This window comes from Polaribacter sp. 20A6, from assembly GCF_011378915.1.
Taxonomy (GTDB): domain Bacteria; phylum Bacteroidota; class Bacteroidia; order Flavobacteriales; family Flavobacteriaceae; genus Polaribacter; species Polaribacter sejongensis.
Map to the genome: position 1 here is coordinate 481,700 of NZ_WTPZ01000003.1, position 26,539 is coordinate 508,238.

43 protein-coding genes are annotated in these 26,539 nt (G+C 31.7%); 35 read left to right on the top strand and 8 right to left on the bottom strand.

Annotated features, from left to right (window positions below; genetic code table 11):
• The 33 genes from rpsJ (at nucleotide 1) to GQS57_RS09525 (ending at nucleotide 19,478) form a co-directional block, all read left to right on the top strand.
• Nucleotides 1-306 carry a 30S ribosomal protein S10 gene (gene rpsJ, locus GQS57_RS09365; protein ID WP_004568745.1) on the top strand — a complete coding sequence of 102 codons (306 nt, stop codon included), beginning with the start codon at nucleotides 1-3 and terminating at the stop codon, nucleotides 304-306.
• Between the two features lie 341 nt (nucleotides 307-647).
• Nucleotides 648-1,265, top strand: coding sequence for a 50S ribosomal protein L3 (gene rplC, locus GQS57_RS09370; protein WP_165732597.1), 618 nt, complete (start codon nucleotides 648-650; stop codon nucleotides 1,263-1,265).
• Nucleotides 1,265-1,894 carry a 50S ribosomal protein L4 gene (gene rplD, locus GQS57_RS09375; protein WP_165732598.1) on the top strand — a complete coding sequence of 210 codons (630 nt, stop codon included), beginning with the start codon at nucleotides 1,265-1,267 and terminating at the stop codon, nucleotides 1,892-1,894. Before rplC ends, rplD begins: the two co-directional genes overlap by 1 nt.
• A gap of 9 nt (nucleotides 1,895-1,903) precedes the next feature.
• Nucleotides 1,904-2,194 (top strand): 50S ribosomal protein L23, encoded by a 291-nt coding sequence (rplW, locus tag GQS57_RS09380; protein ID WP_165732599.1) that lies wholly within the window; start codon nucleotides 1,904-1,906, stop codon nucleotides 2,192-2,194.
• A gap of 12 nt (nucleotides 2,195-2,206) precedes the next feature.
• Nucleotides 2,207-3,031: a 50S ribosomal protein L2 gene (rplB, locus tag GQS57_RS09385; protein WP_165732600.1), complete on the top strand. Its 825-nt coding sequence runs from the start codon at nucleotides 2,207-2,209 to the stop codon at nucleotides 3,029-3,031.
• Between the two features lie 6 nt (nucleotides 3,032-3,037).
• Nucleotides 3,038-3,316: a 30S ribosomal protein S19 gene (gene rpsS, locus GQS57_RS09390; RefSeq protein WP_068451508.1), complete on the top strand. Its 279-nt coding sequence runs from the start codon at nucleotides 3,038-3,040 to the stop codon at nucleotides 3,314-3,316.
• A gap of 6 nt (nucleotides 3,317-3,322) precedes the next feature.
• Nucleotides 3,323-3,727, top strand: coding sequence for a 50S ribosomal protein L22 (rplV, locus tag GQS57_RS09395; protein ID WP_068451511.1), 405 nt, complete (start codon nucleotides 3,323-3,325; stop codon nucleotides 3,725-3,727).
• 11 nt (nucleotides 3,728-3,738) lie between these two features.
• Nucleotides 3,739-4,464 (top strand): 30S ribosomal protein S3, encoded by a 726-nt coding sequence (rpsC, locus tag GQS57_RS09400; protein WP_158841427.1) that lies wholly within the window; start codon nucleotides 3,739-3,741, stop codon nucleotides 4,462-4,464.
• Nucleotides 4,465-4,486: 22 nt separating this feature from the next.
• A complete protein-coding gene (gene rplP, locus GQS57_RS09405; RefSeq protein WP_165732601.1) occupies nucleotides 4,487-4,918 on the top strand; it encodes a 50S ribosomal protein L16 in 432 nt (143 codons plus the stop codon).
• An 11-nt stretch (nucleotides 4,919-4,929) separates the two neighbouring features.
• On the top strand, nucleotides 4,930-5,121 hold the full coding sequence (gene rpmC, locus GQS57_RS09410) for a 50S ribosomal protein L29 (RefSeq protein ID WP_100947456.1): 192 nt from the start codon (nucleotides 4,930-4,932) through the stop codon (nucleotides 5,119-5,121).
• Between the two features lie 20 nt (nucleotides 5,122-5,141).
• Nucleotides 5,142-5,399: a 30S ribosomal protein S17 gene (gene rpsQ / locus GQS57_RS09415; protein WP_065320234.1), complete on the top strand. Its 258-nt coding sequence runs from the start codon at nucleotides 5,142-5,144 to the stop codon at nucleotides 5,397-5,399.
• A gap of 1 nt (nucleotide 5,400) precedes the next feature.
• Nucleotides 5,401-5,769, top strand: a complete 369-nt coding sequence (gene rplN, locus GQS57_RS09420) for a 50S ribosomal protein L14 (RefSeq protein WP_068451523.1) — start codon at nucleotides 5,401-5,403, stop codon at nucleotides 5,767-5,769.
• Between the two features lie 13 nt (nucleotides 5,770-5,782).
• Nucleotides 5,783-6,085: a 50S ribosomal protein L24 gene (gene rplX / locus GQS57_RS09425; protein WP_068451526.1), complete on the top strand. Its 303-nt coding sequence runs from the start codon at nucleotides 5,783-5,785 to the stop codon at nucleotides 6,083-6,085.
• A gap of 8 nt (nucleotides 6,086-6,093) precedes the next feature.
• Nucleotides 6,094-6,645 (top strand): 50S ribosomal protein L5, encoded by a 552-nt coding sequence (gene rplE / locus GQS57_RS09430; protein WP_165732602.1) that lies wholly within the window; start codon nucleotides 6,094-6,096, stop codon nucleotides 6,643-6,645.
• A 3-nt stretch (nucleotides 6,646-6,648) separates the two neighbouring features.
• Nucleotides 6,649-6,918: a 30S ribosomal protein S14 gene (gene rpsN / locus GQS57_RS09435; RefSeq protein WP_165732603.1), complete on the top strand. Its 270-nt coding sequence runs from the start codon at nucleotides 6,649-6,651 to the stop codon at nucleotides 6,916-6,918.
• Between the two features lie 164 nt (nucleotides 6,919-7,082).
• Nucleotides 7,083-7,481 carry a 30S ribosomal protein S8 gene (gene rpsH, locus GQS57_RS09440; RefSeq protein WP_068451535.1) on the top strand — a complete coding sequence of 133 codons (399 nt, stop codon included), beginning with the start codon at nucleotides 7,083-7,085 and terminating at the stop codon, nucleotides 7,479-7,481.
• Between the two features lie 9 nt (nucleotides 7,482-7,490).
• Nucleotides 7,491-8,036: a 50S ribosomal protein L6 gene (rplF, locus tag GQS57_RS09445; RefSeq protein WP_165732604.1), complete on the top strand. Its 546-nt coding sequence runs from the start codon at nucleotides 7,491-7,493 to the stop codon at nucleotides 8,034-8,036.
• 11 nt (nucleotides 8,037-8,047) lie between these two features.
• Nucleotides 8,048-8,398 carry a 50S ribosomal protein L18 gene (gene rplR, locus GQS57_RS09450; RefSeq protein ID WP_165732605.1) on the top strand — a complete coding sequence of 117 codons (351 nt, stop codon included), beginning with the start codon at nucleotides 8,048-8,050 and terminating at the stop codon, nucleotides 8,396-8,398.
• A 3-nt stretch (nucleotides 8,399-8,401) separates the two neighbouring features.
• Entirely contained in the window at nucleotides 8,402-8,926 is a 525-nt protein-coding gene (gene rpsE, locus GQS57_RS09455; protein ID WP_165732727.1) for a 30S ribosomal protein S5, read from the top strand.
• 11 nt (nucleotides 8,927-8,937) lie between these two features.
• Nucleotides 8,938-9,120, top strand: a complete 183-nt coding sequence (gene rpmD / locus GQS57_RS09460; RefSeq protein ID WP_036783629.1) for a 50S ribosomal protein L30 — start codon at nucleotides 8,938-8,940, stop codon at nucleotides 9,118-9,120.
• A gap of 14 nt (nucleotides 9,121-9,134) precedes the next feature.
• On the top strand, nucleotides 9,135-9,584 hold the full coding sequence (gene rplO / locus GQS57_RS09465) for a 50S ribosomal protein L15 (RefSeq protein WP_165732606.1): 450 nt from the start codon (nucleotides 9,135-9,137) through the stop codon (nucleotides 9,582-9,584).
• A gap of 13 nt (nucleotides 9,585-9,597) precedes the next feature.
• Nucleotides 9,598-10,920 carry a preprotein translocase subunit SecY gene (secY, locus tag GQS57_RS09470; protein ID WP_165732728.1) on the top strand — a complete coding sequence of 441 codons (1,323 nt, stop codon included), beginning with the start codon at nucleotides 9,598-9,600 and terminating at the stop codon, nucleotides 10,918-10,920.
• Nucleotide 10,921: 1 nt separating this feature from the next.
• Nucleotides 10,922-11,137, top strand: coding sequence for a translation initiation factor IF-1 (gene infA, locus GQS57_RS09475; RefSeq protein WP_004568721.1), 216 nt, complete (start codon nucleotides 10,922-10,924; stop codon nucleotides 11,135-11,137).
• A 13-nt stretch (nucleotides 11,138-11,150) separates the two neighbouring features.
• Entirely contained in the window at nucleotides 11,151-11,267 is a 117-nt protein-coding gene (gene ykgO / locus GQS57_RS09480; protein ID WP_004568720.1) for a type B 50S ribosomal protein L36, read from the top strand.
• Nucleotides 11,267-11,632 (top strand): 30S ribosomal protein S13, encoded by a 366-nt coding sequence (gene rpsM / locus GQS57_RS09485; protein ID WP_165732607.1) that lies wholly within the window; start codon nucleotides 11,267-11,269, stop codon nucleotides 11,630-11,632. The genes ykgO and rpsM overlap by 1 nt, the downstream gene beginning before the upstream one ends.
• A gap of 77 nt (nucleotides 11,633-11,709) precedes the next feature.
• Nucleotides 11,710-12,093: a 30S ribosomal protein S11 gene (gene rpsK, locus GQS57_RS09490; RefSeq protein WP_036825729.1), complete on the top strand. Its 384-nt coding sequence runs from the start codon at nucleotides 11,710-11,712 to the stop codon at nucleotides 12,091-12,093.
• An 83-nt stretch (nucleotides 12,094-12,176) separates the two neighbouring features.
• Nucleotides 12,177-12,782, top strand: coding sequence for a 30S ribosomal protein S4 (rpsD, locus tag GQS57_RS09495; RefSeq protein WP_165732608.1), 606 nt, complete (start codon nucleotides 12,177-12,179; stop codon nucleotides 12,780-12,782).
• Between the two features lie 94 nt (nucleotides 12,783-12,876).
• Entirely contained in the window at nucleotides 12,877-13,869 is a 993-nt protein-coding gene (locus tag GQS57_RS09500; protein WP_165732609.1) for a DNA-directed RNA polymerase subunit alpha, read from the top strand.
• Nucleotides 13,870-13,929: 60 nt separating this feature from the next.
• A complete protein-coding gene (gene rplQ / locus GQS57_RS09505; protein WP_165732610.1) occupies nucleotides 13,930-14,403 on the top strand; it encodes a 50S ribosomal protein L17 in 474 nt (157 codons plus the stop codon).
• Nucleotides 14,404-14,497: 94 nt separating this feature from the next.
• Entirely contained in the window at nucleotides 14,498-15,616 is a 1,119-nt protein-coding gene (gene carA / locus GQS57_RS09510; protein WP_165732611.1) for a glutamine-hydrolyzing carbamoyl-phosphate synthase small subunit, read from the top strand.
• A 127-nt stretch (nucleotides 15,617-15,743) separates the two neighbouring features.
• Nucleotides 15,744-17,033 (top strand): phosphopyruvate hydratase, encoded by a 1,290-nt coding sequence (eno, locus tag GQS57_RS09515; RefSeq protein WP_165732612.1) that lies wholly within the window; start codon nucleotides 15,744-15,746, stop codon nucleotides 17,031-17,033.
• 177 nt (nucleotides 17,034-17,210) lie between these two features.
• A complete protein-coding gene (locus GQS57_RS09520; RefSeq protein WP_165732613.1) occupies nucleotides 17,211-18,497 on the top strand; it encodes a citrate synthase in 1,287 nt (428 codons plus the stop codon).
• Nucleotides 18,498-18,563: 66 nt separating this feature from the next.
• Complete coding sequence (locus GQS57_RS09525; protein ID WP_165732614.1) at nucleotides 18,564-19,478, top strand: dimethylarginine dimethylaminohydrolase family protein; 915 nt, start codon at nucleotides 18,564-18,566, stop codon at nucleotides 19,476-19,478.
• Nucleotides 19,479-19,647: 169 nt separating this feature from the next.
• Here the strand turns inward: GQS57_RS09525 and GQS57_RS09530 are convergent, their stop codons facing one another.
• The 3 genes from GQS57_RS09530 to GQS57_RS09540 are packed head-to-tail and all read right to left on the bottom strand — an operon-like array spanning nucleotide 19,648 to nucleotide 22,367.
• Complete coding sequence (locus GQS57_RS09530; protein ID WP_165732615.1) at nucleotides 19,648-20,343, bottom strand: DUF4369 domain-containing protein; 696 nt, start codon at nucleotides 20,341-20,343, stop codon at nucleotides 19,648-19,650.
• Nucleotides 20,344-20,382: 39 nt separating this feature from the next.
• Complete coding sequence (locus GQS57_RS09535; protein ID WP_165732616.1) at nucleotides 20,383-21,690, bottom strand: DUF819 domain-containing protein; 1,308 nt, start codon at nucleotides 21,688-21,690, stop codon at nucleotides 20,383-20,385.
• Between the two features lie 2 nt (nucleotides 21,691-21,692).
• Nucleotides 21,693-22,367 (bottom strand): DUF2490 domain-containing protein, encoded by a 675-nt coding sequence (locus tag GQS57_RS09540; RefSeq protein WP_165732617.1) that lies wholly within the window; start codon nucleotides 22,365-22,367, stop codon nucleotides 21,693-21,695.
• Between the two features lie 453 nt (nucleotides 22,368-22,820).
• On the opposite strand from GQS57_RS09540, the gene GQS57_RS09545 reads away from it, so the two are divergent.
• Both GQS57_RS09545 and GQS57_RS09550 read left to right on the top strand, forming a co-directional pair.
• A complete protein-coding gene (locus GQS57_RS09545) occupies nucleotides 22,821-23,249 on the top strand; it encodes a hypothetical protein (protein ID WP_165732618.1) in 429 nt (142 codons plus the stop codon).
• An 18-nt stretch (nucleotides 23,250-23,267) separates the two neighbouring features.
• Nucleotides 23,268-23,669 (top strand): hypothetical protein, encoded by a 402-nt coding sequence (locus GQS57_RS09550; RefSeq protein ID WP_165732619.1) that lies wholly within the window; start codon nucleotides 23,268-23,270, stop codon nucleotides 23,667-23,669.
• Between the two features lie 107 nt (nucleotides 23,670-23,776).
• Here GQS57_RS09550 and GQS57_RS09555 read toward each other — a convergent pair whose 3' ends face one another.
• The 5 genes from GQS57_RS09555 to GQS57_RS09575 are packed head-to-tail and all read right to left on the bottom strand — an operon-like array spanning nucleotide 23,777 to nucleotide 26,437.
• Nucleotides 23,777-23,941 (bottom strand): Arc family DNA binding domain-containing protein, encoded by a 165-nt coding sequence (locus GQS57_RS09555; RefSeq protein WP_068364181.1) that lies wholly within the window; start codon nucleotides 23,939-23,941, stop codon nucleotides 23,777-23,779.
• Between the two features lies 1 nt (nucleotide 23,942).
• Nucleotides 23,943-24,866, bottom strand: coding sequence for a S9 family peptidase (locus GQS57_RS09560; RefSeq protein ID WP_165732620.1), 924 nt, complete (start codon nucleotides 24,864-24,866; stop codon nucleotides 23,943-23,945).
• 1 nt (nucleotide 24,867) lies between these two features.
• Nucleotides 24,868-25,368, bottom strand: coding sequence for a hypothetical protein (locus GQS57_RS18860; RefSeq protein ID WP_205860247.1), 501 nt, complete (start codon nucleotides 25,366-25,368; stop codon nucleotides 24,868-24,870).
• Between the two features lies 1 nt (nucleotide 25,369).
• Nucleotides 25,370-25,537 carry a DUF4177 domain-containing protein gene (locus GQS57_RS09570; RefSeq protein WP_165732621.1) on the bottom strand — a complete coding sequence of 56 codons (168 nt, stop codon included), beginning with the start codon at nucleotides 25,535-25,537 and terminating at the stop codon, nucleotides 25,370-25,372.
• Nucleotides 25,538-25,576: 39 nt separating this feature from the next.
• Nucleotides 25,577-26,437 (bottom strand): SPFH domain-containing protein, encoded by an 861-nt coding sequence (locus GQS57_RS09575; protein WP_165732622.1) that lies wholly within the window; start codon nucleotides 26,435-26,437, stop codon nucleotides 25,577-25,579.
• Nucleotides 26,438-26,539: the final 102 nt, after the last annotated feature.

Sequence of the window (26,539 nt, forward strand, 5' to 3'; positions counted from 1 at the left end):
ATGAGTCAAAAAATTAGAATTAAATTAAAGTCTTACGATTACAATTTAGTAGATAAATCTGCTGAAAAGATTGTAAAGACGGTAAAGAGTACTGGAGCTGTTGTAAACGGACCAATACCATTACCAACACATAAAAAGATTTTTACTGTATTACGTTCTCCACACGTAAACAAAAAATCTAGAGAGCAATTTCAATTAGCTTCTTACAAAAGATTATTAGACATCTATAGTTCTTCTTCGAAAACTATTGATGCTTTAATGAAACTTGAGTTACCAAGTGGTGTTGAAGTAGAAATTAAAGTTTAATTAAACTTTAATTGTAGTTCTTACGAAAGTAAGAATCTCTAAAAAAAAAGTAATTTTATATTAACTTTCGGTTTAATTTTGTTAAACCGAAAGTTTTTTATACTTTTGCAACCCGAAATAGAGTAGGGTGACGCTATTTTTTGAGTAAAATTAAGAAATAGTAACATGTCCAGAGCGTTTCGCGAAGGAAAAACGGAAAAAACAAAATCAGCGTTGAATTTGTTTGCGCTGTTTTTTTTGGTCGAAATTTAAAGGACGAAAATGAAACAATTGTTTCGAAAAATAAATTATTAATATAGACGCGCTGGATAAATAGATCTATCGTCTAAAATTTTAACTAAATGTCTGGGTTAATAGGAAGAAAGATTGGGATGACCAGCTTATTCGATGAGAACGGGAAGAATATTCCTTGTACTGTAATCGAAGCAGGTCCTTGCGTTGTCACTCAGGTCAGAACCGAAGAGGTTGACGGCTATAGTGCGTTACAACTTGGTTTCGATGACAAAAAAGCAAAAAGTTCTAACAAAGCGTTAGATGGCCACTTTAAAAAAGCTGGTACCACTGCTAAGAGAAAAGTCGTTGAATTTCAAGGATTTGAAGAGAGTTTTAAATTAGGAGATTCTATTACTGTAGGTCACTTTGAAGAAGGCGAATTCGTTGATGTATCTGGTGTATCTAAAGGTAAAGGTTTTCAAGGTGTTGTTAAGCGTCATGGATTCGGTGGTGTAGGTCAAGCTACTCACGGACAACATAACCGTTTAAGAGCTCCAGGTTCTATTGGTGCTGCGTCATATCCTGCAAGAGTATTCAAAGGAATGCGAATGGGAGGCCGTATGGGTGGAGATAAAGTGAAAGTACAAAACTTAAGAGTATTAAAAGTAGTTGCTGAAAAGAACTTACTTGTTGTTAAAGGAGCAATTCCTGGACACAAAAATGCTTTTGTAACTATTCAGAAATAATGGAAGTAGCAGTTTTAGATATTACAGGAAAAGATACAGGTAGAAAGGTTGAGCTTTCTAAAGATGTATTTGGAATAGAACCTAATGATCATGCAATTTACTTAGATGTAAAGCAATATTTGGCTAACCAACGTCAAGGAACGCACAAGTCTAAAGAAAGAGCAGAAATTACTGGTTCTACAAGAAAGATTAAAAAACAAAAAGGAACTGGTACTGCAAGAGCAGGTTCTATCAAGTCTGGTGTTTTTAGAGGTGGAGGTCGTATGTTCGGTCCAAGACCAAGAAGTTATTCTTTTAAATTGAATAAAAACTTAAAGCGTTTAGCACGTAAGTCTGCTTTAAGTATTCAAGCAACGGATAATAACTTAGTAGTTATTGAAGATTTTGAATTTGATAGTCCAAAAACAAAAAACTTCACAAACTTATTAGGTGCATTAGCTTTAGATGCTAGAAGATCTTTATTTGTTTTGAACGGATTAAATACTAATGTGTATTTATCTTCTAGAAACTTAAAAGGTACTACAGTAATAAACGCTGCAGATTTAAATACTTATGGTATTTTAAACGCAAGTAAGATTATTATTACTGAAGGTTCTTTAGAAGGAATTAATACAAATTTAACCAAATAGGGATTCATAATGAGTATTTTAATAAAACCTATTATCACGGAAAAAGCAACAAATGATAGCGAAGTATATAATCGCTTTACATTTATTGTAGATAAAAAAGCTAACAAATTAGAAATTAAAGGAGCTGTAGAAGCAACTTACGGAGTTTCTATTTTAAGCGTTAAGACTTTAAACTATCCAATACAAAGAAATACTAAGTTTACTAAAAAAGGTTTAGTTACTGGTATTAAAAGTGGATACAAAAAGGCTATCGTTCAAGTAGCAGAAGGAGAAAGCATTGATTTTTATAACAATCTTTAAGAAAAGACAAAAATGTCAGTTAGAAAATTAAAACCAATAACACCAGGTCAGCGTTTTAGAGTTGTAAATGGGTTCGACACCATAACAACTGATAAGCCGGAGAAAAGTTTACTTGCTCCGAAAAAACGATCTGGAGGTCGAAACAGTCAGGGTAGAATGACAACACGTAATATAGGTGGTGGTCATAAACAAAGATATCGTATTATCGATTTTAAAAGAGATAAAGCAGGTATTCCCGCAACAGTAAAAACTATAGAGTACGATCCAAATCGTACTGCATTTATTGCTTTACTTAGTTATGCTGATGGAGAAAAGCGTTATGTGATTGCACAAAACGGTTTAACAGTAGGTCAAACAATTGTAGCAGGTTCTGCTATTGCACCAGAAATTGGAAACGCAATGGCATTAAGTGAAATTCCTTTAGGAACTGCAATTTCTTGTATAGAATTACGTCCTGGTCAAGGTGCTGTTATGGCTCGTTCTGCTGGTTCTTTTGCTCAATTAATGGCAAGAGATGGTAAGTATGCAACAGTTAAGTTACCTTCTGGTGAAACAAGATTAATCTTGTTAACATGTATGGCAACTATTGGAGTTGTATCTAATTCAGATCATCAATTATTAGTATCTGGTAAAGCAGGTAGAAGAAGATGGTTAGGTAGAAGACCAAGAGTTAACGCAGTAAGAATGAATCCTGTCGATCACCCAATGGGTGGTGGTGAAGGTCGTGCTTCTGGAGGTCATCCAAGATCTAGAAATGGTATTCCTGCTAAAGGATTTAAAACTAGATCTAAGACTAAAGCTAGTAATAAGTACATTTTAGAACGTAGAAAGAAATAATAAGTTATGGCAAGATCATTAAAGAAAGGACCTTACGTTCACTATAAATTAGAGAAAAAAGTGTTAGCTAATGTAGAGGCTGGTAGCAAAACTGTAATTAAAACTTGGTCTAGAGCAAGTATGATTACTCCAGATTTTGTAGGACAAACTATTGCTGTTCATAATGGACGTCAGTTTGTACCAGTTTTTGTTACAGAAAACATGGTAGGGCATAAATTAGGCGAATTTTCACCAACTCGTTCTTTTAGAGGACATGCTGGTGCAAAAAATAAAGGAAAAAAATAGTAGGATATGGGAGTTCGTAAAAAAAACATGGCAGATCAGTTAAAAGCAGATAGAAAGCAACGTGCTTTCGCGAAGCTTACTAACTGTCCTACATCACCGAGAAAAATGCGTTTAGTCGCAGATCAGATAAGAGGAGTTGAAGTTGAAAAAGCTTTACAAATCTTAAAATTTAGCCCAAAAGAAGCTTCAATTAATTTAGAGAAATTGTTGTTGTCTGCAATTGCAAACTGGCAAGCTAAAAATGAAGAAGCATCTATAGAAGACGCTAAGTTATTTGTAAAAACAATTTGTGTTGATAGCGCAGGAATGTTAAAGAGATTAAGACCAGCTCCACAAGGTCGTGCACATAGAATTCGTAAGCGTTCTAATCACGTTACTTTAGAGTTAGGTAGTAAAAATTTAAGCAATTAATTAAAGTAGAAATGGGACAAAAAACTAATCCAATAGGAAATCGTTTAGGAATCATCAGAGGTTGGGAATCTAACTGGTACGGTGGTAATGACTACGGAGATAAATTAGCTGAAGATTTTAAAATAAGACAGTATGTAAATGCTAGATTATTTAAAGCAAGTGTTTCTAGAGTAATTATAGAGCGTACTTTAAAACTTGTAACCGTTACTATCACTACGGCACGTCCAGGTATCATTATTGGTAAAGGAGGTCAAGAGGTAGACAAGTTAAAAGAGGAGCTTAAAAAAATTACAGGTAAAGAAGTTCAAATTAATATTTTTGAAATTAAACGTCCAGAATTAGATGCAAAATTAGTTGCAGTTAGTGTTGCTCGTCAAATTGAAAATAGAATTTCATACAAGAGAGCTACTAAAATGGCTATTCAGGCTACTATGCGTATGAACGCTGAAGGAATTAAAATTCAAATTTCAGGTCGTTTAAACGGAGCTGAAATGGCACGTTCTGAACATTATAAAGAAGGAAGAATTCCACTTTCTACTTTTAGAGCTGATATTGACTATGCACTTGTAGAAGCTCATACTCAATACGGAAGACTAGGTGTTAAAGTATGGATTATGAAGGGTGAGGTTTATGGTAAAAGAGAATTATCTCCATTAGTTGGCTTGTCTAAAAAACAAGGTGGTAATAAAGGTGGTGGTGATAGATCTAAACGTCAACAACCTCGTAGAAGAAAATAATTTTTAAAATTAGAAATTAAAAATGTTACAGCCAAAAAGAGTAAAATACCGTAAGGTACAGAAGTCGAAAGGAAATATGACTGGTATTTCTGGTAGAGGAAATCAACTTTCTAATGGGATGTTTGGTATCAAATCACTAGACCAGAATTTATTAACTTCTCGTCAAATAGAAGCAGCTCGTATCGCGGCAACTCGTCATATGAAAAGAGAAGGTCAGTTATGGATTAAAGTATTTCCAGACAAGCCTATCACTAAGAAACCTTTAGAGGTACGTATGGGTAAGGGTAAAGGAGCACCAGATCATTTTGTTGCAGTTATTAAACCAGGTAGAATTTTGTTTGAAATCGGTGGAGTATCGATTGAAGTAGCAAAAGAAGCTTTACGTTTAGCAGCTCAGAAACTTCCAGTAAAAACGAAGTTTGTAGTAGCAAGAGATTTTGATATTAACGCATAATTCTAAATAAAATGAAACAATCTGAAGTAAAAGAATTATCTATAGCTGATCTTAATGAAAAGCTTGGAGCGTTGCAAAAGAATTATACTGATCTTAAAATGGCTCACGCAATAACTCCATTGGAGAATCCATTGCAGTTGAGAGGTTTAAGAAGAACTGTAGCAAGAATTGCAACAGAATTAACAAAAAGAGAATTACAATAATTCTATAGTCAGTTTTAAAGATGGAAAAAAGAAATCTTAGAAAAGAGAGAATTGGTGTTGTTTCTAGTAACAAAATGGAAAAATCTATTGTTGTTGCAGAAACTAAGAGAGTAAAGCACCCAATGTACGGTAAATTCGTATTAAAGACGAAGAAGTATGTTGCACACGACGAACAGAATGATTGCAACGAAGGAGATACTGTTAGGATCATGGAAACAAGACCTATGAGTAAATCTAAACGTTGGAGATTAGTAGAAATCCTAGAAAGAGCTAAATAATATGTTACAGACAGAATCAAGATTAAAAGTCGCAGATAACACTGGAGCAAAAGAAGTTTTAGTGATTAGAGTTTTAGGAGGAACAAGAAAACGTTACGCAAGTATTGGAGACAAGATTGTAGTAGCTGTTAAATCTGCAACTCCAAACGGAACTGTAAAAAAAGGTCAAGTATCTAGAGCAGTTGTTGTAAGAACGAAAAAAGAAGTAAGACGTAAAGACGGATCATACATTAGATTTGATGATAACGCTTGTGTACTTTTAAATCCTACAGAGGAAATGAGAGGAACTCGTGTTTTTGGACCTGTTGCACGTGAGCTTCGTGAGAAACAATTCATGAAAATAGTATCATTAGCACCTGAAGTGCTTTAAATCATTATATAAGATGAAGAAGTTCAAATTAAAATCAGGAGATACTGTAAAAGTAATTGCAGGAGATCATAAAGGATCTGAAGGAAAGGTTTTACAGATCATTAAGGAGAAAGATAGAGTTTTGGTAGAAGGTGTTAACTTAGTTTCTAAGCACACTAAACCAAGCGCTCAAAACCCCCAAGGTGGTATTGTAAAGAAAGAAGCTTCACTTCACATTTCTAACTTAATGTTAGTTGAAGATGGTGTAGCTGTGAGAGTAGGTTATAAGGTTGATGGAGATACTAAGACTAGAGTCTCTAAAAAAACTAAAAAATAAGGATAATCATGAGTTACGTACCAAGATTAAAAGCAGAATACAAAGAAAGAGTAATAAAAGCTCTTACTGAAGAATTCAGTTACAAGAATGTAATGCAAGTGCCTAAATTAGAAAAAATAGTTGTTTCTAAAGGTGTAGGTGCTGCAATTGCAGATAAGAAATTAATAGATTATGCTGTAGAAGAGTTGACTAAAATTACAGGTCAAAAAGCAGTTTCTACATTATCTAAAAAAGATATCGCTGCATTTAAATTGCGTAAAGGGATGCCAATTGGTGTTAAAGTTACTTTACGTGGAGATAAAATGTATGAGTTTTTAGATAGATTAGTTACAGCTTCTTTACCTCGTGTTAGAGACTTTAACGGTATAAAAGCTAATGGTTTTGATGGAAGAGGTAATTACAATTTAGGTATTACTGAACAAATCATCTACCCAGAGATTAATATTGATCAAGTTAAAAAAATTAGTGGAATGGATATTACTTTTGTAACATCTGCAGATACTGATAAAGAAGCTAAATCATTATTAGGAGAATTAGGTTTACCATTCAAAAAAAATTAAGAAATGGCTAAAGAATCAATGAAAGCGCGTGAGCGTAAGAGAGCAGCAACTGTTGCTAAATATGCTGAAAAGAGAAAAGCTTTAAAAGAAGCTGGAGACTATGATGCATTACAAAAATTACCTAAGAATGCTTCACCAGTTAGAATGCATAACAGATGTAAATTAACTGGTCGTCCAAAAGGATATATGAGACAATTTGGTTTATCTCGTGTTACTTTTAGAGAAATGGCCAATCAAGGGTTGATACCAGGTGTGAAAAAAGCATCTTGGTAGAAAATTTTAAATAAAGCTCAAATATAAAAATAGAATGTGTATCTTTGCACGCTCTATTTTTTTTGAGTATAAGAATTTTAACTGATTATAGGTTCATTTATCACAGAGAAATCTGTAGCATAAATAGAGGTATTTGAAAACCGTAATCGCAATTTTATATAAATATGTATACAGATCCAATCGCGGATTTTCTTACTAGAGTAAGAAATGCAATCGCAGCAGGACACAGAGTAGTGGAAATTCCAGCTTCAAACTTGAAGAAGGAAATGACTAAAATTTTGTTTGATCAAGGGTATATTTTAAGCTACCAGTTCAATGACGATAAAGTTCAGGGAACAATTAAGATAGCTTTAAAGTACGAAAGAGAAACAAAAGAATCAGTAATTAGAAAGATTCAACGAATCAGTACACCAGGTTTACGTAAATACGTTGGCTCTACAGAGATGCCAAGAGTGTTAAACGGACTTGGAATTGCTATTGTTTCTACATCTAAGGGTGTAATGACAAACAAAAAAGCACGTCAAGAGAATGTTGGAGGAGAAGTTTTATGTTACGTTTATTAATCTATAGAAATGAGTAGAATTGGAAAAAATCCTATTAGCATTTCACAAGGTGTAGATGTTAATGTAAAAGACAATGTAGTAACCGTAAAAGGAAAATTAGGTGAGTTAACTCAAACTATTTCTGAAGGTATTACAGTAGAAATTGAAGATGGTATTATCACTTTAGATAGAACATCAGAAAGTAAAAACCATAAAGCACAACATGGTTTAATGAGAGCTTTAATCAATAATATGATTGAAGGTGTAAGTAAAGGTTGGACAAAAGATTTAGAATTGGTTGGTGTTGGTTATAGAGCATCTAATCAAGGACAAAAACTAGATTTAGCTTTAGGTTTCTCTCATAATATCGTTTTAGAGTTAGCTCCAGAGGTTAAAATTGAGACAATATCTGAGAAAGGGAAAAACCCGATCATTAAATTATCTTCATTTGACAAACAATTAGTTGGTCAAATTGCTGCAAAGATTCGTTCTTTCAGAGCTCCAGAGCCTTATAAAGGAAAAGGTGTGAAGTTTGTTGGTGAAATATTAAGAAGAAAAGCAGGTAAATCTGCATAATATATAGCATTATGGCATTATCAAAGCTACAAAGAAGAGCTAGAATTAAGCGTAGAATTAGAAAAATCGTTTCTGGTACTGCTACTAAACCAAGATTATCGGTTTATAGAAGTAACAAGGAAATCTACGCTCAATTAGTAGACGATGTAAATGGAGTAACATTAGCTTCAGTTTCATCTAGAAATAAAGAAATAAACGCAAGTACTAAAATCGAAGCAGCAACAGCAGTTGGTAAATTAATCGCTGAAAAAGCTACTAAAGCAGGAGTTGAAACTATTGCTTTCGATAGAAACGGGTATTTATATCACGGTAGAGTTAAAGTATTAGCAGACGCTGCAAGAGAAGCGGGTTTAAAATTTTAAGAAATTATGCAAGGATATAAAAACGTAGAAAGAGTAAAACCTAGTGGGTTAGATCTTGTAGATAGATTAGTAGGAGTACAACGTGTTACTAAAGTAACAAAAGGTGGTAGAGCATTTGGTTTCTCTGCAATCGTAGTTGTTGGAGATAGTAATGGTGTTGTTGGACATGGTTTAGGTAAATCTAAAGATGTTGCATCTGCAATTGCAAAAGCAATTGAAGACGCAAAGAAAAATTTAGTTAGAATTCCTATTTTAGATGCAACTTTACCTCATGAGCAAAAAGGTAAATTTGGTGGAGCGAAAGTTTTTCTTAAGCCTGCATCTCATGGTACTGGAGTTATTGCTGGTGGTGCTGTAAGGCACGTACTAGAGTCAGTTGGTATTCATGATGTATTATCAAAATCTCAAGGATCATCAAATCCTCATAACGTAGTTAAAGCAACTTTTAATGCTTTATTACAATTACGTAGTGCAGCAGGTATTGCTAAGCAAAGAGGGATTTCTTTAGAGAAAGTATTTAACGGATAAACCTAAGAACGATGGCAAGAATAAAAGTTACACAAGTAAAAAGTCAAATCGGACGTCTTCAAAGTCAAAAAAGAACTTTAGAGGCATTAGGTTTACGTAAAATGAACCAAACTGTAGAGCATGAGGCAACTCCATCTATAGTTGGTATGGTAAATACAGTTAAACACTTAGTTTCTTTCGAAGAAATTAAATAAGATATTTAGAAAAAATGAGTTTACATAATTTAACACCAGCAGTAGGTTCCATTAAAAAAGGAAAAAGAATTGCAAGGGGTGAAGGATCTGGAAAAGGTGGTACCGCTACAAGAGGTCACAACGGACAGAAATCTCGTTCTGGTTATTCTAAAAAGATTGGTTTCGAAGGAGGGCAAATGCCACTTCAGAGACGTGTACCAAAATTTGGTTTCACAAATATTAATCGTGTTGAATATCAAGGTATCAATATCGATAAATTACAATCTTTAGTTGATAGTGGAAAGATAACAGATACAGTTACTTTAGAGACTTTAATTGCTAATAGATTGGCAAGAAAAAACGACTTAATTAAAATATTAGGTAGTGGAGAGTTAAAGGCTAAATTAAACATAACTGTACATAAATTTACAGCAACAGCAAAAGCAGCTATCGAAGCAGCTGGAGGAGAAGCTGTTACTTTATAACATCCCGTAAATGATGAATTTTATTAATAGATTAAAAGAGATTTTCAGTATTGAAGAGTTGAAGAATAAAATTCTTCTTACAATCGGTTTAATTGCTGTGTATCGTTTTATGGCTTCTGTTCCATTACCTGGAATAGATCCATTACAACTTTCAGCTTTAAAAGAGAGTACTTCTGGAGGTCTTTTAGGTTTATTGAATGCATTTACAGGAGGAGCATTTGCTAGGGCGTCAGTAATGGCTCTTGGTATTATGCCTTATATTTCTGCATCTATTGTAGTTCAGTTAATGGGAATTGCGGTTCCTTATTTACAAAAACTACAAAAAGATGGAGAAAGTGGAAGAAAAAAAATTACACAAATAACAAGATGGTTAACAATTGGTATTACGTTAGTGCAAGCACCTACGTATATTACTGCTATTAAAACACAATTTGGTTTAGGACCAGAAGCGTTTTTAGTAAGTGGTGCTACTTTTTGGATATCATCAATCATCATTTTAACTGCAGGAACAATTTTTGCAATGTGGTTAGGAGAGCGTATTACAGATAAAGGTGTTGGTAATGGTATATCATTATTAATTACTGTTGGTATTATCGCTAACTTCCCTGCTGCTTTTTTACAAGAGTTTGTTGCTAAAACAACAAATGCTGGAGCAGGTGGAATTATGATGGTTTTAATAGAAATCATTGTTTGGTTTGTAGTAATTTTATTAACTGTGCTATTAGTTACTGCTGTTCGAAAGATTGCAGTGCAGTATGCTAGAAGAACGGTTGTAGGAAATGTACAAAATGTTGCAGGTTCAAGAGATTATATCCCTTTGAAGTTGAATGCAGCAGGTGTTATGCCAATTATCTTTGCTCAAGCAATTATGTTTTTACCAGTTGCTTTAGCTCAGAGATTTCCAGCAATTGCTAGCTTACAAGATATGAATGGTTTATGGTACAATGTTATTTTTGCATTGTTAATTGTCATCTTTAGTTATTTCTATACTGCGATTACTATTCCTACGAATAAAATGGCAGATGATTTAAAAAGAAGTGGTGGTTTTATACCAGGTATTAGACCAGGAAAAGACACAGCAGATAGATTAGATTCTGTATTATCTAGAATTACGTTCCCAGGATCGTTATTTTTAGCAGCATTATCTATTTTACCAGCAATTGTAGTTCAGTTTGGAGTACAACAGAGTTGGGCCATGTTTTATGGTGGTACATCATTAATAATTATGGTTGGAGTTGCAATTGATACGTTGCAACAAATTAATTCGTACTTATTAAATCGTCATTATGATGGTTTAATGAAAGCGGGGAATAGCAACAGAAAATCGAATAAATAATATGGCTAAACAATCAGCAATTCAACAGGACGGAACAATTACAGAAGCATTATCTAATGCAATGTTTCGTGTAGAATTAGAAAATGGACATATTGTTACGGCACACATTTCTGGTAAAATGCGTATGCATTATATCAAATTATTACCTGGAGATAAGGTGAAATTAGAAATGAGTCCGTACGATTTATCAAAGGCAAGAATTACTTACAGATACTAAAAAAACAAAACAGATGAAAGTTAGAGCATCAGTTAAAAAAAGAAGTGCCGACTGCAAAATAGTTCGCAGGAAAGGTAGATTATACGTGATTAATAAACAAAATCCTAGATTTAAACAAAGACAAGGGTAATGGCAAGAATAGCAGGTATTGATATTCCAAAGAATAAAAGAGGTGTTATCGCATTAACTTACATCTTTGGTATAGGAAGCAGCAGAGCTCAAAAAGTTCTAGCAGAAGCAAAAGTAGATGAGAGCATTAAAGTTCAAGACTGGACAGATGATCAAATCGCAGCAATTAGAGAACAAGTAGGATCTTTCACAATTGAAGGTGAACTACGTTCTGAGGTACAGATTAACATCAAACGTTTGATGGATATCGGTTGTCAAAGAGGTATTCGTCACAGACTTGGTCTTCCTTTAAGAGGACAAAGAACTAAGAATAACTCTCGTACAAGAAAAGGTAAGAGAAAAACTGTAGCTAACAAGAAAAAATAAGTTAGATAAAGTAATAAAGATCTAATAATAGTGTAAACTATAAAGTTAGAAAACTAAATTACTAAAACTGAAAAATTATGGCAAAAGCAAGTTCAAAAAAGCGTAAAGTAATAATTGATGCTATTGGAGAGGCGCACGTAACTGCATCTTTTAACAACATCATTATTTCTTTAACAAATAAAAAAGGTGACGTTATTTCTTGGTCATCTGCAGGTAAAATGGGTTTTAGAGGTTCTAAAAAGAATACTCCATATGCAGCTCAATTAGCAGCAGAAGATTGTGCAAACGTTGCAAAAGAAGCAGGTTTACGTAAAGTAAAAGTGTATGTAAAAGGACCGGGTAATGGTAGAGAATCTGCTATTAGGTCTATTCATAATGCAGGTATCGAAGTAACAGAAATTATTGATGTTACACCTATTCCTCATAATGGATGTCGTCCACCGAAGAGAAGAAGAGTATAATTTAATTTTTTAATTTGATAGGATCTAGATTATCGAAGGAGTAAGCCTTAATTCATAATCCCTATCTATAACAACAAAAAGAAATGGCAAGATATACAGGACCAAAAACTAAAATTGCTCGTAAGTTTGGTGAAGCAATTTTTGGAGAAGATAAAAACTTCGAAAAAAGAAATTTCCCTCCAGGACAGCATGGTAATGCAAGAAGAAGAGGAAAAAAATCTGAATATGCTACTCAATTAATGGAGAAGCAAAAAGCGAAATATACTTATGGTATTTTAGAGCGTCAATTCAGTAACTTGTTTAAACAAGCACAAGCTGCTTCTGGGATTACAGGTGAAATCTTATTACAATTATGTGAATCTCGTTTAGATAACGTTGTTTACAGAATGGGGGTTTCTAACTCTAGAAGTGGAGCTCGTCAATTAGTTTCTCACAGACATATTACTGTTAATGGAGAAATAGTTAACATTCCTTCTTATAGTTTAAATGATGGAGATGTTGTAGCTGTAAGAGAGAAATCTAAATCTTTAAGTGCTATTGAAAATGCATTAGCTTCTAACAGCAATGTTTTTGAATGGTTAACTTGGAATACAGATACTAAATCTGGAACTTTTGTAAAAGCACCAGAAAGATTACAAATTCCAGAAAACATCAAAGAACAATTAATCGTAGAATTATATTCTAAGTAATAAATTAAACACATTGAAATTCGGCCAAAGGGTTTATAAACATTTCTTCACGTTTATAAACCGCGCAACCGAGTAACAATTAAAACGAAGAAAAATGGCAATTTTAAATTTTCAAAAACCAGATAAGGTTATTATGATTGAATCTACTGATTTTACAGGTAGATTTGAGTTTAGACCTTTAGAACCAGGTTTTGGTTTAACAATAGGAAACGCTTTAAGAAGAGTTCTTTTATCTTCTTTAGAGGGATTTGCTATTACATCATTAAGAATTGATGGTGTAGAGCACGAATTTTCTACTGTATCTGGAGTTGTAGAAGACGTTACAGAAATTATTTTAAACTTAAAACAAGTACGTTTTAAGAAACAAATAGAAGAAACAGATAGAGAAACTGTATCTATTTCATTATCTGGTCAAGAACAGTTTACTGCAGGAGACTTACAGAAATTTATCTCTGGTTTTCAAGTATTGAATCCAGATTTAGTAATCTGTAACATGGATAAATCTGTAAAGTTAAATGCAGAAATTACTATAGAAAAAGGTAGAGGATTTGTACCTGCAGAAGAGAATAAAAAAGCTTCAGCACCAATAGGAACAATCTTTACTGATTCTATCTACACACCAATTAAGAATGTAAAGTATGCAATCGAAAATTTTCGTGTAGAGCAAAAAACGGATTATGAAAAATTAGTTTTCGATATCGATACTGATGGATCAATCAATCCAAAAGATGCATTAACTGAGGCTGCAAAAATATTAATCCACCACTTTATGTTATTCTCTGATGAGCGTATCACTTTAGAGGCAGATGAAATTGCACAAACAGAAACGTATGATGAGGAATCATTACACATGCGTCAGTTATTAAAAACTAGATTAATCGACATGGATTTATCTGTTAGAGCTTTAAATTGTTTAAAGGCTGCAGAAGTAGATACATTAGGAGATTTAGTTTCTTTTAACAAAAGTGATTTAATGAAGTTTAGAAACTTTGGTAAAAAATCATTAACAGAACTAGAAGAACTAGTGATTGTTAAAGGTTTAAGTTTCGGTATGGATTTAACAAAATACAAATTAGATAGAGATTAATTTTTCATAATTTGCTCCTCATAACGAGTTGATGCAAGATGAAATTATAAAACAAAGGTCATGAGACACGGAAAAAAGCATAATCATTTAGGAAGAACTACTTCACACAGAAAGGCAATGTTAGCTAATATGACATGTTCTTTAATAGAACATAAACGTATTAACACTACAGTGGCTAAAGCAAAAGCATTAAGAGTTTTTGCAGAACCATTAATAACAAAGTCTAAAAGTGATACTACTCACAACAGACGTATTGTATTTTCTCACTTACGTGATAAATATGCAGTTACAGAATTATTTAAAGAAATTTCTGTAAAAGTAGCAGATAGACCAGGAGGTTATCTTCGTATTATTAAATTAGGAAATCGTCAAGGGGATAATGCTCCTATGGCAATGGTTGAATTAGTTGATTACAACGAAATTTACAATCCTAATGGTAAAAAAGCTAAGAAAACTACACGTAGAGGAAGAAGCAAAAAAGCAGACGCTCCACAAGTAGAAGGAACAGCAACAGAAGAAAAATCTGAAGAATAAAAAATGAAAATTTTTTAAATTATATAAAAGGGATAAGCGTTTACGTTTATCCCTTTTTTTTATATTTTTGCATTAAGAAACACAACAACTATCAATGAAATATCAAACACGAAAAAAAGCGCTTGTTTTATTAGCAGATGGAACAATTTTTTATGGTAAATCCGTAGGAATAGAAGGAACGTCTACTGGAGAAATCTGTTTTAATACAGGTATGACTGGGTATCAAGAAATTTTTACAGACCCCTCTTATTTTGGTCAATTAATGGTTGCAACAAATGCACATATTGGTAATTATGGGGTAAATGACAACGAAGTTGAATCTGATGGAATAAAAATTTCAGGTTTAATTTGTAGAAATTTTAGTTTTACGCATTCTAGAGTTGACTCTAATGGTAATTTAAAAGATTGGTTTACTAAACACAATCTTGTAGCTATTTCTGATGTTGATACTAGAGCTTTAGTGGCGTATATTAGAGATAATGGGGCTATGAATGCTATTATTTCTACAGATGTAGATAATATTGAAGATTTAAAAAAGCAACTAGCTGCAGTCCCTAGTATGGAAGGTTTAGAGTTGGCTTCTAAAGTATCTACAAAAGAACCTTATTTTGTAGGTGATGAGAATGCTGAAATTAAAATATCTGCTTTAGATATTGGAATTAAAAAGAATATTTTAAGAAATTTAGCAAAAAGAGGAGCTTACATAAAAGTGTTTTCTTACAATGCTACATTTGAAGATTTATCAGCTTTTAATCCTGATGGTTATTTTATTTCTAATGGACCTGGTGATCCAGAACCATTAATTGAAGCACAAGAAGTTGCTAAAGAAATCATCAAAAGAAATTTACCTTTATTTGGTATCTGTTTAGGGCATCAAGTAATTGCTTTGGCTAACGGAATTTCTACTTATAAAATGCACAATGGTCATAGAGGGATTAATCATCCTGTAAAAAACCTATTGACAGGGAAAGGAGAAATTACTTCACAAAATCATGGTTTTGCCATCAATAGAGAAGAAACAGAAGCTAATGACAATGTAGAAATTACACATGTTCATTTGAATGATCATACTGTTGCCGGAATTCGTATGAAAGAAAAGAATGTTTTTTCTGTACAATATCATCCAGAAGCAAGCCCAGGACCACACGATTCTGAGTATTTATTCGATCAATTTATAGAAAATATTACGAAGGCTAAAGCAGTGATAAGTTAACATCTGTTAATTTATTTCATCTGAAAACGTTTTCGTAAGTAACTATTTAAAACCACTCATTTATGAGTGGTTTTTTGTAAATTAGCAGTATAAATAAAAGACATAAATTAATTAAATAATAAATAAAATGAGTATAATAATTAGCGTTCACGCACGTCAAATTTTTGATTCAAGAGGTAATCCAACAGTAGAAGTAGATGTAACTACAGAAAACGGAATTTTAGGTAGAGCAGCAGTTCCATCTGGAGCTTCTACAGGAGAACATGAGGCTGTAGAATTACGTGATGGTGGTAAAGATTACATGGGTAAAGGTGTTTTAAAAGCAGTATCTAATGTAAATAACATTATTGCAGCAGAATTATTAGGTACTTCTGTATTTGAACAAAATGCAATAGATCAATTAATGATTGATTTAGACGGTACACCAAATAAATCTAAATTAGGAGCAAATGCTATTTTAGGAGTTTCTTTAGCTGCCGCTAAAGCTGCTGCTAATGAGTTAGGTATGCCTTTATATAGATATGTAGGTGGTGTTTCTGCTAATACTTTACCATTACCAATGATGAATATCATTAATGGTGGTTCTCATTCAGATGCTCCGATTGCATTTCAAGAATTTATGATTATGCCAGTTAAAGCGAAAACTTTTACTGAAGCTTTAAAAATGGGTTCTGAAATTTTCCATAACTTAAAGAAAGTTTTACACGATAGAGGTTTATCTACTGCTGTTGGTGATGAAGGAGGATTTGCTCCTAACTTAGCAGGTGGTACTGAAGATGCTTTAGAAACTATTGCTTTAGCAGTTAAAAATGCTGGGTATGTTTTTGGTGAAGAAATTAAAATTGCTTTAGACTGTGCTGCTGCAGAGTTTTATGTGAATGGAAAATACGACTATACTAAGTTTGAAGGTGAAACTGGTAAAATTAGAACTAGTAAAGAACAAGCAGATTATTTAGCTGAACTAGCTGGTAAATATCCTATTATTTCTATTGAAGATGGAATGGATGAAAATGACTGGGATGGTACAAAATACCTTACTGAATTAATTGGGGATAAAGTTCAATTAGTTGGTGATGATTTATTTGTAACAAATGTAGAGCGTTTGGCTAAAGGAATTGAAAACGGTATTGCAAACTCAATTTTAATTAAAGTAAACCAAATTGGTAGTTTAACTGAAACTATTGCAGCTGTAAATATGGCTAAAAATGCAGGTTATACTTCAGTAATGTCTCATAGATCTGGTGAAACAGAAGATAATACTATTGCAGATTTAGCAGTAGCATTAAACTGTGGACAAATTAAAACTGGTTCTGCTTCTCGTTCTGATAGAATGGCAAAATACAACCAATTATTACGTATTGAAGAAGAATTAGGAGCAACGGCTTATTTCCCAGGAGAAAAAGCTTTTAACTTATAAGAATTATTTTTTTATAGATATTACAACCTCATAAGAAATTATGAGGTTTTTTTTGTTTAATTCTTATATAAATTACCTTTATTTTAAAATATCTAAAAACTATCAATAGCTCCTTTTAAAATGCTCTAAAATTTGGTATCTTCGTCAAACTTAACAATACTTAAAAATCATCATTAAATGTCAGATACAGCTAAATTACAAATTGGGGATAAATCTTATGAGTTTCCGATCGTAAAAGGAACAGAGAATGAATTAGCCATAGATATAAAAACCTTAAGAGGTGCAACTAATGGAGTTATAACTATAGATCCTGGTTATAAGAATACAGGCTCTTGTGAAAGTGCTATTACTTTTTTAGATGGAGAAAAAGGAATTTTACGTTATAGAGGTTATTCAATTGAAGAGTTAGCTGAAAAAGCAGACTTTTTAGAAGTTTCTTATGCTTTAATATTTGGTAACTTACCTACAAAAACGGAATTAGATAAATTTCATAATGATATTAGAGACCATTCTTTAGTTGATGATGATGTTAGAAAGATTTTAGAAGCTTTTCCAAAGACAGCTCACCCAATGGGAGTTTTGTCTTCTTTAACAAGCGCATTAACGGCATTTAACCCATCTTCTGTAAACATTGAGTCTAGTGAAGATATGTATAATGCTATTGTACGTATTATGGCTAAATTTCCAGTTCTAGTAGCTTGGACTATGCGTAAGCAAAAAGGAATGCACTTAAATTATGGACAAAAATCTTTAGGATATGTAGAGAATCTTATGTTTATGATGTTTAAACAACCTAATGAAGATTTTGTAATAAACCCAATTGTTAAAGATGCATTAGATAAATTATTGATTTTACATGCAGATCATGAACAAAACTGTTCTACTTCTACAGTAAGAATTGTAGGTTCTTCTCACGCTGGTTTATTTGCTTCTCTTTCTGCAGGAATTTCTGCACTTTGGGGGCCATTACATGGTGGAGCAAACCAGGCGGTATTAGAAATGTTAGAAGGAATTAGAGCTGATGGTGGTGATACTAAAAAGTACATGGCCAAAGCAAAAGATAAAAATGATCCTTTCCGTTTAATGGGATTTGGACATAGAGTTTATAAAAACTTCGATCCTAGAGCTAAAATTATTAAAGCTGCAGCAGATGATGTTTTAAATGATTTAGGAGTTGAAGATCCTATTTTAGATATCGCAAGAAGTTTAGAGCAAGAAGCTTTAAATGATCCTTATTTTGTAGAAAGAAAATTATACCCGAATGTAGATTTTTATTCAGGTATTATTTACAGAGCTATGGGAATTCCAACAGAAATGTTTACGGTAATGTTTGCTTTAGGACGTTTACCAGGTTGGATTGCTCAATGGAAAGAAATGCGTCTTAAAAAAGAACCAATAGGTAGACCACGTCAAATTTATACAGGAGAAAATTTAAGACCTTTTGTAGGTTTAGAAAAAAGATAAATTTTATTACATTTACAAAATCAAAGCTTCATAATTTTATGGAGCTTTTTTTTATCCATATTATCTATGTTAGAACTAAATATAAAAAACGAAACAGCTAGATTAAGAGCTGTAATTTTAGGTACTGCCAAAAGTAATGGAGGAGTACCAAAAGTTGAAGACTGTTATGATCCTAAGAGTATAGAACACGTTTTAGCGGGTACATATCCTAAAGAATCTGCAATGAACTTAGAGATGGAAGCTGTTGCGGAAGTTTTAAAAAAGTATGATGTAGAAGTATTTAGACCAGATATAATTGAAAATTACAATCAAATATTTGCTAGAGATATTGCTTTTGTAATAGAAGACACTTTTATAGAAGCTAATATTCTACCAGACAGAGAAAAAGAATATAAAGCGATAGATAAAGTTATCTCACAAATAGATCCTTCTAAAGTGGTTGTTTTACCCAAAGAATGTCATGTAGAAGGTGGTGATGTAATGCCGTGGAATGAATATATTTTTGTTGGTACCTATTCTGGAAGTGATTATGCCGATTATATTACAGCACGTACAAATATGGATGCTATAATTGCGCTTCAAGAATTATTTCCTGAAAAAATAGTAAAATCTTTTGAGTTAAGAAAATCGAATACGAACGCTAAAGATAATGCGTTGCATTTAGACTGCTGTTTTCAACCAATAGGAAAAGACAAGGCTATTCTTCATAAAAACGGTTTTTTAGTTGAAAGAGAATATGAATGGTTGGTAAATTTCTTTGGAAAGGAAAACATTTTTGAGATAACTAAAGATGAAATGTATAGTATGAATAGTAATGTTTTTTCAATTTCTGAAGAAGTTATTATTTCTGAAAAAAACTTTACAAGATTAAACACTTGGCTTAGAGAAAATGGTTTTATCGTAGAGGAAGTAGCATATTCAGAAATAGCAAAACAAGAAGGGTTGCTTAGATGTTCTACGTTGCCTTTAATAAGAGATTAAATATAGATGTTTCAGCTGTTTATAATAGTGTCTTAAAATGTAATTATTTTATAGTTAAAACAGATCTGGAATTTTTCTACAATAATTTAATTAGTGTTCTTGCCTTTATTAAAACAAAAAAACGAGCAAATTGCTCGTTTTTATTGTTTATAGGAGAAAAATATTTTCTCTATTTTTCTTTGATAGAATTTAAGTATTCTTGAAAACGTTTTCCGTAATCTGAGTTTTTTACATTATCTGATAAAGAATTATTCACCGTATCTAACATTTTTAAACTAGCATCATACATTTCTGTTAAACCAATGTAAGGAGCTACTTCTAAATCTGCATTTGTAAGCGCAAAATTGGTAGTATATAAAACTCTTCTTTTTACTAGATTTTGATAGTCTTTCTCTAGTTGAGTAATTAATTCTTGGTCGTTTGCTTTTTTAGCATCAAAGTCTTTCTTGATGAATTCTAATCGCTGCTCTTGAAACTTACTTTTAACTTTATTAAATTTTTCTAAAATCTCTTGATTTTTAGAACCCATTATTTCTGGAGTATATCCAAAATTTTCTACGTTATCATTAATGGTAATAATTCCTTTTTCACCAAAAAATAAAATTCTTTTATTACTTGTATTTCCGTCAAACGTTAAATAGTACAGTACAGGAGATTCTACATTATCGGTTAAAGTAAATTTATCACTCCCTAATAATTTAACAGAGTCTACAGATACTAACAATGTATCTTTCATTTTTTGAAGGTATAAAGTCCCTTTTTTAAGACCTTTAATTTGCCCTTGAACAGTCATATTTCCTTCTTTTTTAGAAGAACAAGCTGTAATTAAAATTGAAAGGACTAAAAGCGTAATAATTTTCTTCATAAATCTAAAATTTTCGTCTGCAAATATGCTCATTTTTATTTAAAGTGTTGCGGATAATTCCATTAAAATGGTACACAAAATAGCACCTATTGTTCCTATTGCATATCCAAAAACAGCCAATAAAACACCAACTGTTGCTAAAGAAGGGTGAAAAGCTTGTGCCACAATTGGGGCAGAAGCTGCACCACCAACATTTGCTTGACTACCAAGTGCTAAAAAGAAATAAGGTGCTTTTATTAATTTAGCTACTAATACTAATAAACCAGCATGAATAGACATCCAAACAAGACCAATAGCAATTAATCCTACATTGTCAAAAATCATTGCTAAATCCATTTTCATCCCAATGGTAGCAACCAAAATGTAAATAAATACACTTCCAATTTTACTTGCACCTGCTCCTTCGTAATTTTTTGCTTTTGTAAAAGATAAGATTACTGCAATAACGGTAGAAATGCTAATCAACCAAAAGAAACTAGAACCTAAGAAAGTAAAGATGTTTCTCCATGTTTCAGACTCTATACCTGCAACTAAATCACTAAAAAAAGAACTTAAATATGCTGCAGTAAAATGACCAAAACCAACAGTACCAAAAGCAATAGCAAGAATTATCATAAAGTCTGTTACAGAAGGATTCCTTTTTACTTTCTTAGCAAATAAAGAAACTTTATCTTTTAAATCTTCAATGGCAGAAGTATCTGCACCCAACCATTTGTCTATTTTATCTTTTTTACCAATTCCTATTAATAGAATAGCCATCCAAACATTAGCAACTACAATATCTACAAACACCATTCCTCCATATTTTGCAGGGTTGTATTTGTAAATTTCTAACATGGCTGTTTGGTTTGCACCACCACCAATCCAACTTCCTGCAAGTGTAGATAGACCACGCCAAACAGCATCAAAGTCAGAGCCACCAACCGTTTCTGGAGAGAAAATTGAAATTAATAAAATAGCTATTGGTCCTCCAATAATAATACCTACAGTTCCCGTAAAAAACATAATTAATGCTTTAGAACCTAGGTTGAAAATAGCTTTTAAATCGATACTTAGTGTCATTAAAACTAAGGCAGCAGGCAATAAAAATCGACTAGAAATATAATACAATTGCGATTTTCCTTTTACAACTTCTCCTGCCGTGCTTAATGTTTCCCATTCTGGGGATATGATGCCGGCAGTAGTAAAAATAGCAGGAATGAAATATGCCATAAATAAACCTGGTACAATCTTGTAAAATTTATGCCAGAAACCACTTTTTATATTTTCCGTATAGAAAACGAAACCGAGTGATAACATTAAGATTCCAAAAACGATTGCGTCATTTGTAAAAGTGGGTGTTGTCATATTTAAATTGTTTTTTTTGTAAAGTCTGTTTTTAAAATTATTCCTACTTGTAACCTATGAAGATCACTATTTGAAAATTTTGTGTAAAAGTAACCTAATTTTAGTTTTAGATTATCATCGATTTTTTTAAGAATACCTGCACCCGTTCTATTTTGACTATAAGCTTTGGTTGCAAATTTTATAAAAAGCTCGCTAAAAGTGTAAGTTTCCCAATTTTTAGAAATTGGATAGTTTAAAAATAAGCCATATCGTATTCTGTGGGCAACCTCATTTGTTGCGTTTTTTCTTTTAAATCTTTGTGCTAATCGTACACGATGTTTTACTCTAATTTTATTCCAATTATCTTTATAGTTTAAATCTTGATAAAAACGATATTCATATAAATCTGCAGCATCTTTTTTGTAAGAAGTGTCAGTTATGGAATATACACTACCAGCTGTAACGTTCATTTTATTATTAAAAGCATAATTGACTCCCAACCTATAAATTTCTTGTTGATATTCTGATGCTAGTTCATAATACCTAAAATGGGCATTGGTGGTAAGTTTGATGTTTTTAGAAAGTTTATAAGAACCATTGTACATATACCAAGTACCTAATTTGCTTTCAGCGGAAGATTGTGCATTTACTTGAAAACAGTAAAGTATTAAACAGATAATTAGTATTTTATTATTCATAAATTAATTAGATCAAAAAAATTAGATTTTAATTGATTTTTATCAAGTAGGCAATATACAAAATACTAAACGCTCAATTAAAATTGAGCGTTGATTTTTAATGTTTATGTTGTTTTAATTTTTGGGGAAATCAATTTATCTATTTTTGTAATATTAGACGATTAATTTAAATCGATTTGGTAATACTCTAATTCAAATGAACTTCTTTTTAAAGCGTTACCTTAATTTCTTATATTTGGGAAGCTATGCAATTCGCTTTCGGTAAGAATGTTTCTGTTTCAAAACTTGTTTTATTTTCATGGTTATATCAAACTAATATATAGTTGTGGTATGGTGTGTCTAAGCGGTAGTTTCTGAGATTGTATTGTAAGTAAGGGAGATTATTAGTTTTAAATTCAAAGTAATTAACAACTAATAATATAGGTGTCAAAAAGCTAAATAATAACTTAAAAAATGGATTTTTATACAGAAATATTTAAAGTTAAAAACAAAAGACTAATAGTTGAAGGAGATAAAGAGGTGCTTATTTATAGTTTAGATCAAGAAAAAACATATAGTGGGTTAAAGTCAGAAAAACCAAATAAGCTAATAAATGCGAATATTCTAAATTTAGAAAAAAATAGATCTGGTGGAGGGAAGGGCACTTATTTATTAGAACCACCTAGAATAAAGATACCGTTTTTTAAAATATACAAACGTAGGTTACCTGCTGTTATTTGTAGAGCTTATGTGAAGTTTGATGGGGTAATAGATAATTGTGATTTTTCTAGTCTTACTATTATTTGGTTTCAAGATGATTTTGCATTGCCTATAGAAAATAAGATTCTTAAAAAAATCAAGGAGATACCTTATAGTTTGGTGTGTAATAAATATTCTTATTAAAAATTGAATTTCAAAAAGATGAGTGATAAAATAATTGTGGATGGTGATTTAGAGGTTTGTATAAGTAGTATTGATCAAAATTTAACTTATAGTAATTTGTTGGAAGGCTTTCCGAATCAAAGTTATAATGCTGAGATTATTTATAGAGAAGGCAAAGACAAACGCTTTAATGAAATTTATGTTATAGAACCTCAGCAGACTCATATCTCATATCTTTCAGAAGATAATTATTCAATACCTAAAGTTACCTGCAGAATTACAGTTCGGTCAAATAAAAACTTAAAAGATGCTGGTAAAGATTTTTCTTCATTAAGAATTGTTTGGTTTCAAGATGATTATGTATTTCCAATCGATAAAGAAATAATAGAGAAACTAAAAGAGATATCTTATCACAAATTATGTGGTGAATATAAAAATTGAAATTTATTATTATGGAATTTGATGTTTTTTTTAAAATAAGTAGACTATAAAATAGAGTAGTTGATATTATTACACCAGTTTGTCCTTAGCATTTAAAAGATATTAATTTACTCTTCTTTTTTCTTAGGTTCTCTTTTAGCTTCCTTAAGTGCTTGCATAAGCATCCATTCTATCTGTCCGTTTGTAGAACGAAATTCATCTGCAGCCCATTTTTCAATAGCCTTTATCATGTCTTCATTTACTCGCAACGCGAATGCTTTTTTCTTTGCCATGTTATTTTTTTATAAATAAACTAATGGTTTTTATTAGTTTATCTGAGATTTGGTATTCCGAAGAATAGTAAGATTTTATATTGTCTTCTTCTTTTTGAATGTCCTTTAAAACATGATTCATGTTTTCTATAATTACCAATTTTGAATCTGTATTTGCAGCATGCAACATTTTAGCATCTTCTATGCTTACCTGAATATCTTTATCACCATTAATAATTAAAATAGGAATATGTAGTTTCTTAATTTCAGTTTTAGGATTCAATTGCATCCAATCGTATAAAAAAGCCTGATTTGGTTTGCCAAATATGCTCATTAAAAACGGGTGTACAGTTTCAATTTTACCTTTTACTCTTAAAGTATCAAATTGTTTTCTGGCTGCAACACCTAGTGGAGCGTTGTTTTTTGTGATTTGTTTTATAATTGTTTCATCAATTTGTTCTCCTGTACCAGCAATAGAAATATATTTATCGACCTCTTTAGAAGCCATCATTGCAATTAATGAACCTTGACTATGGCCAACTAAAATAATTTTAGAAAAACGGTTTTCATTTTTAAAATGTGTAATTACTTTTTCTGCATCCAGTACGAAATCTGTAATTTTTGTATGTGCTAGTAACTTGCTGTTATTCTTGTTAGCCGTTCTTTTATCATAACTAAAAAATGCAATATTTTCTTTATTGATAGAATCCCTAAACTGTTTAATATAGTTTGCTTTTACGTTTTGTGCAGGCTGATTTCCGTTTCTGTCTATAGGTCCAGAACCATGAATCCAAATTATTAAAGGCGTTTTTTCTTCCATAAAAGTTAAGGTTCCTGGAAGCTCTATCTCTCCATTTTTTATTAAAATTTCTTCAGTTTTTAACTGTGCAGAAGAAGTTAAGGTTCCTAAAGTTATGATTATGAAATAAGTAATAAAACGAATCATATTAGTTAATTTTTGAATTATAAGTTTCTAAAACTCTTTTAGCTTCTTCTTTTTTTTGAGTACCAATTAATAATTTCTTACCGTTTTTTAATATAAGTTGAATGCCAATATCACCAGAAACATTTACTGCTTTTTCTTTTCCTTTATTAAAAAAGAAGCCACCTCTTAATCCCCAACCACCAAATTCGCTTATAGGATAATACGTTCTAACATATGCTCTAGAAATGGTATTCCAAGGAATTGTTTTCACTTTAAAATGTAAAGGAAAAAACTGGTAATGGATTCCTTTTTCATCAATTCTAGTGGTTAATTTAAAGAAAAAAAATAATGAAATTGATACTATAATAACCCCAATTGTAATTAAAAACTCTTGAGTAGATAACGTTGTATCTTCTTTTAAGTATTTTTTTATCATCATTGTAACAGGTACAATGGAGGCAATAATTAATACTACCACTAACCACGTTTGTCTAAAGTGTTGTTCTTCTTTAAAAATTTTCATTTTAACGATTTTTATCTTTTTCTAAAACGGCATAAACGCCACCATTGGTATTTGCATAAACATTAATTACGCGCCAACCTTGTTTAGCGTGGTCATTTATTTCGTCTTCAAAATTTTTCTGGCTGTTAGACCAACTTATTTTTTGTTTTAAAAACTTGTACTCTTTCATATGTTATTTTTTTGAGATTCTATTTAGATCTACGGTGTTTTAATGACTCAAAGTTCCTGCATTTACAACAGGAGACGCTTCTTTATCTCCACATAAAATAACCAATAAATTACCTACCATTGCAGCTTTTCGTTCATCATCTAACTCAACAATTTGTTTTCTACTTAATTCGTTTAAAGCCATTTCTACCATTTCCACAGCACCTTGTACAATTTTATGTCTTGCAGCTACAATAGCAGTTGCTTGTTGTCTTTTTAACATGGCAGAAGCAATTTCATTAGCATAGGCTAAATACCCAATTCTTGCTTCTAAAACTTCAATACCTGCAATTGTTAAACGTTCGTCAATTTCTTTTTCTAAAGCTTCAGAAACTTCATTAACACTAGAACGTAAGGTAATATCTTCGTCATGACCTTCATCTGCAAAATTATCGTACGGATACATACTTGCCAATTTTCTTACGGCCGCATCTGTTTGCACACGTACAAAGTTTTCGTAATTATCAACATCAAAAGCAGCTTTATACGTATCTGTAACTCTCCAAACCAAAATGGTAGAAATCATAATTGGATTTCCTAATTTGTCGTTTACTTTTAAACGTTCAGAATCGAAATTACTAGCTCTTAAAGAAATTGTTTTTTTCTTATAAAGAGGATTTGCCCAATACAATCCATTCGCTTTAATAGTACCAACATATTTACCAAACAGTAAAATTACTTTAGAAGTATTTGGGTTTACAAGAATAAATCCGAAGAAACCAATAAAGCCAATTAGACTAACAATCATATATACAATTGTTTCTTCCATTGCAGATAATACAATTCCGCCAATAAATAATAGTAGTACGATTAATAACATTAAATAACCGTTTGCTGGTTTAATAATTTTTTCTGCTTTCATATGAGTTGTTTTATAATGATATTAAAATGATATCGTAAAGATATAGTATTATTTTTAAGATTTACAAATTTGGTGAAGAATAATTTTATAAATTTGTTGAAA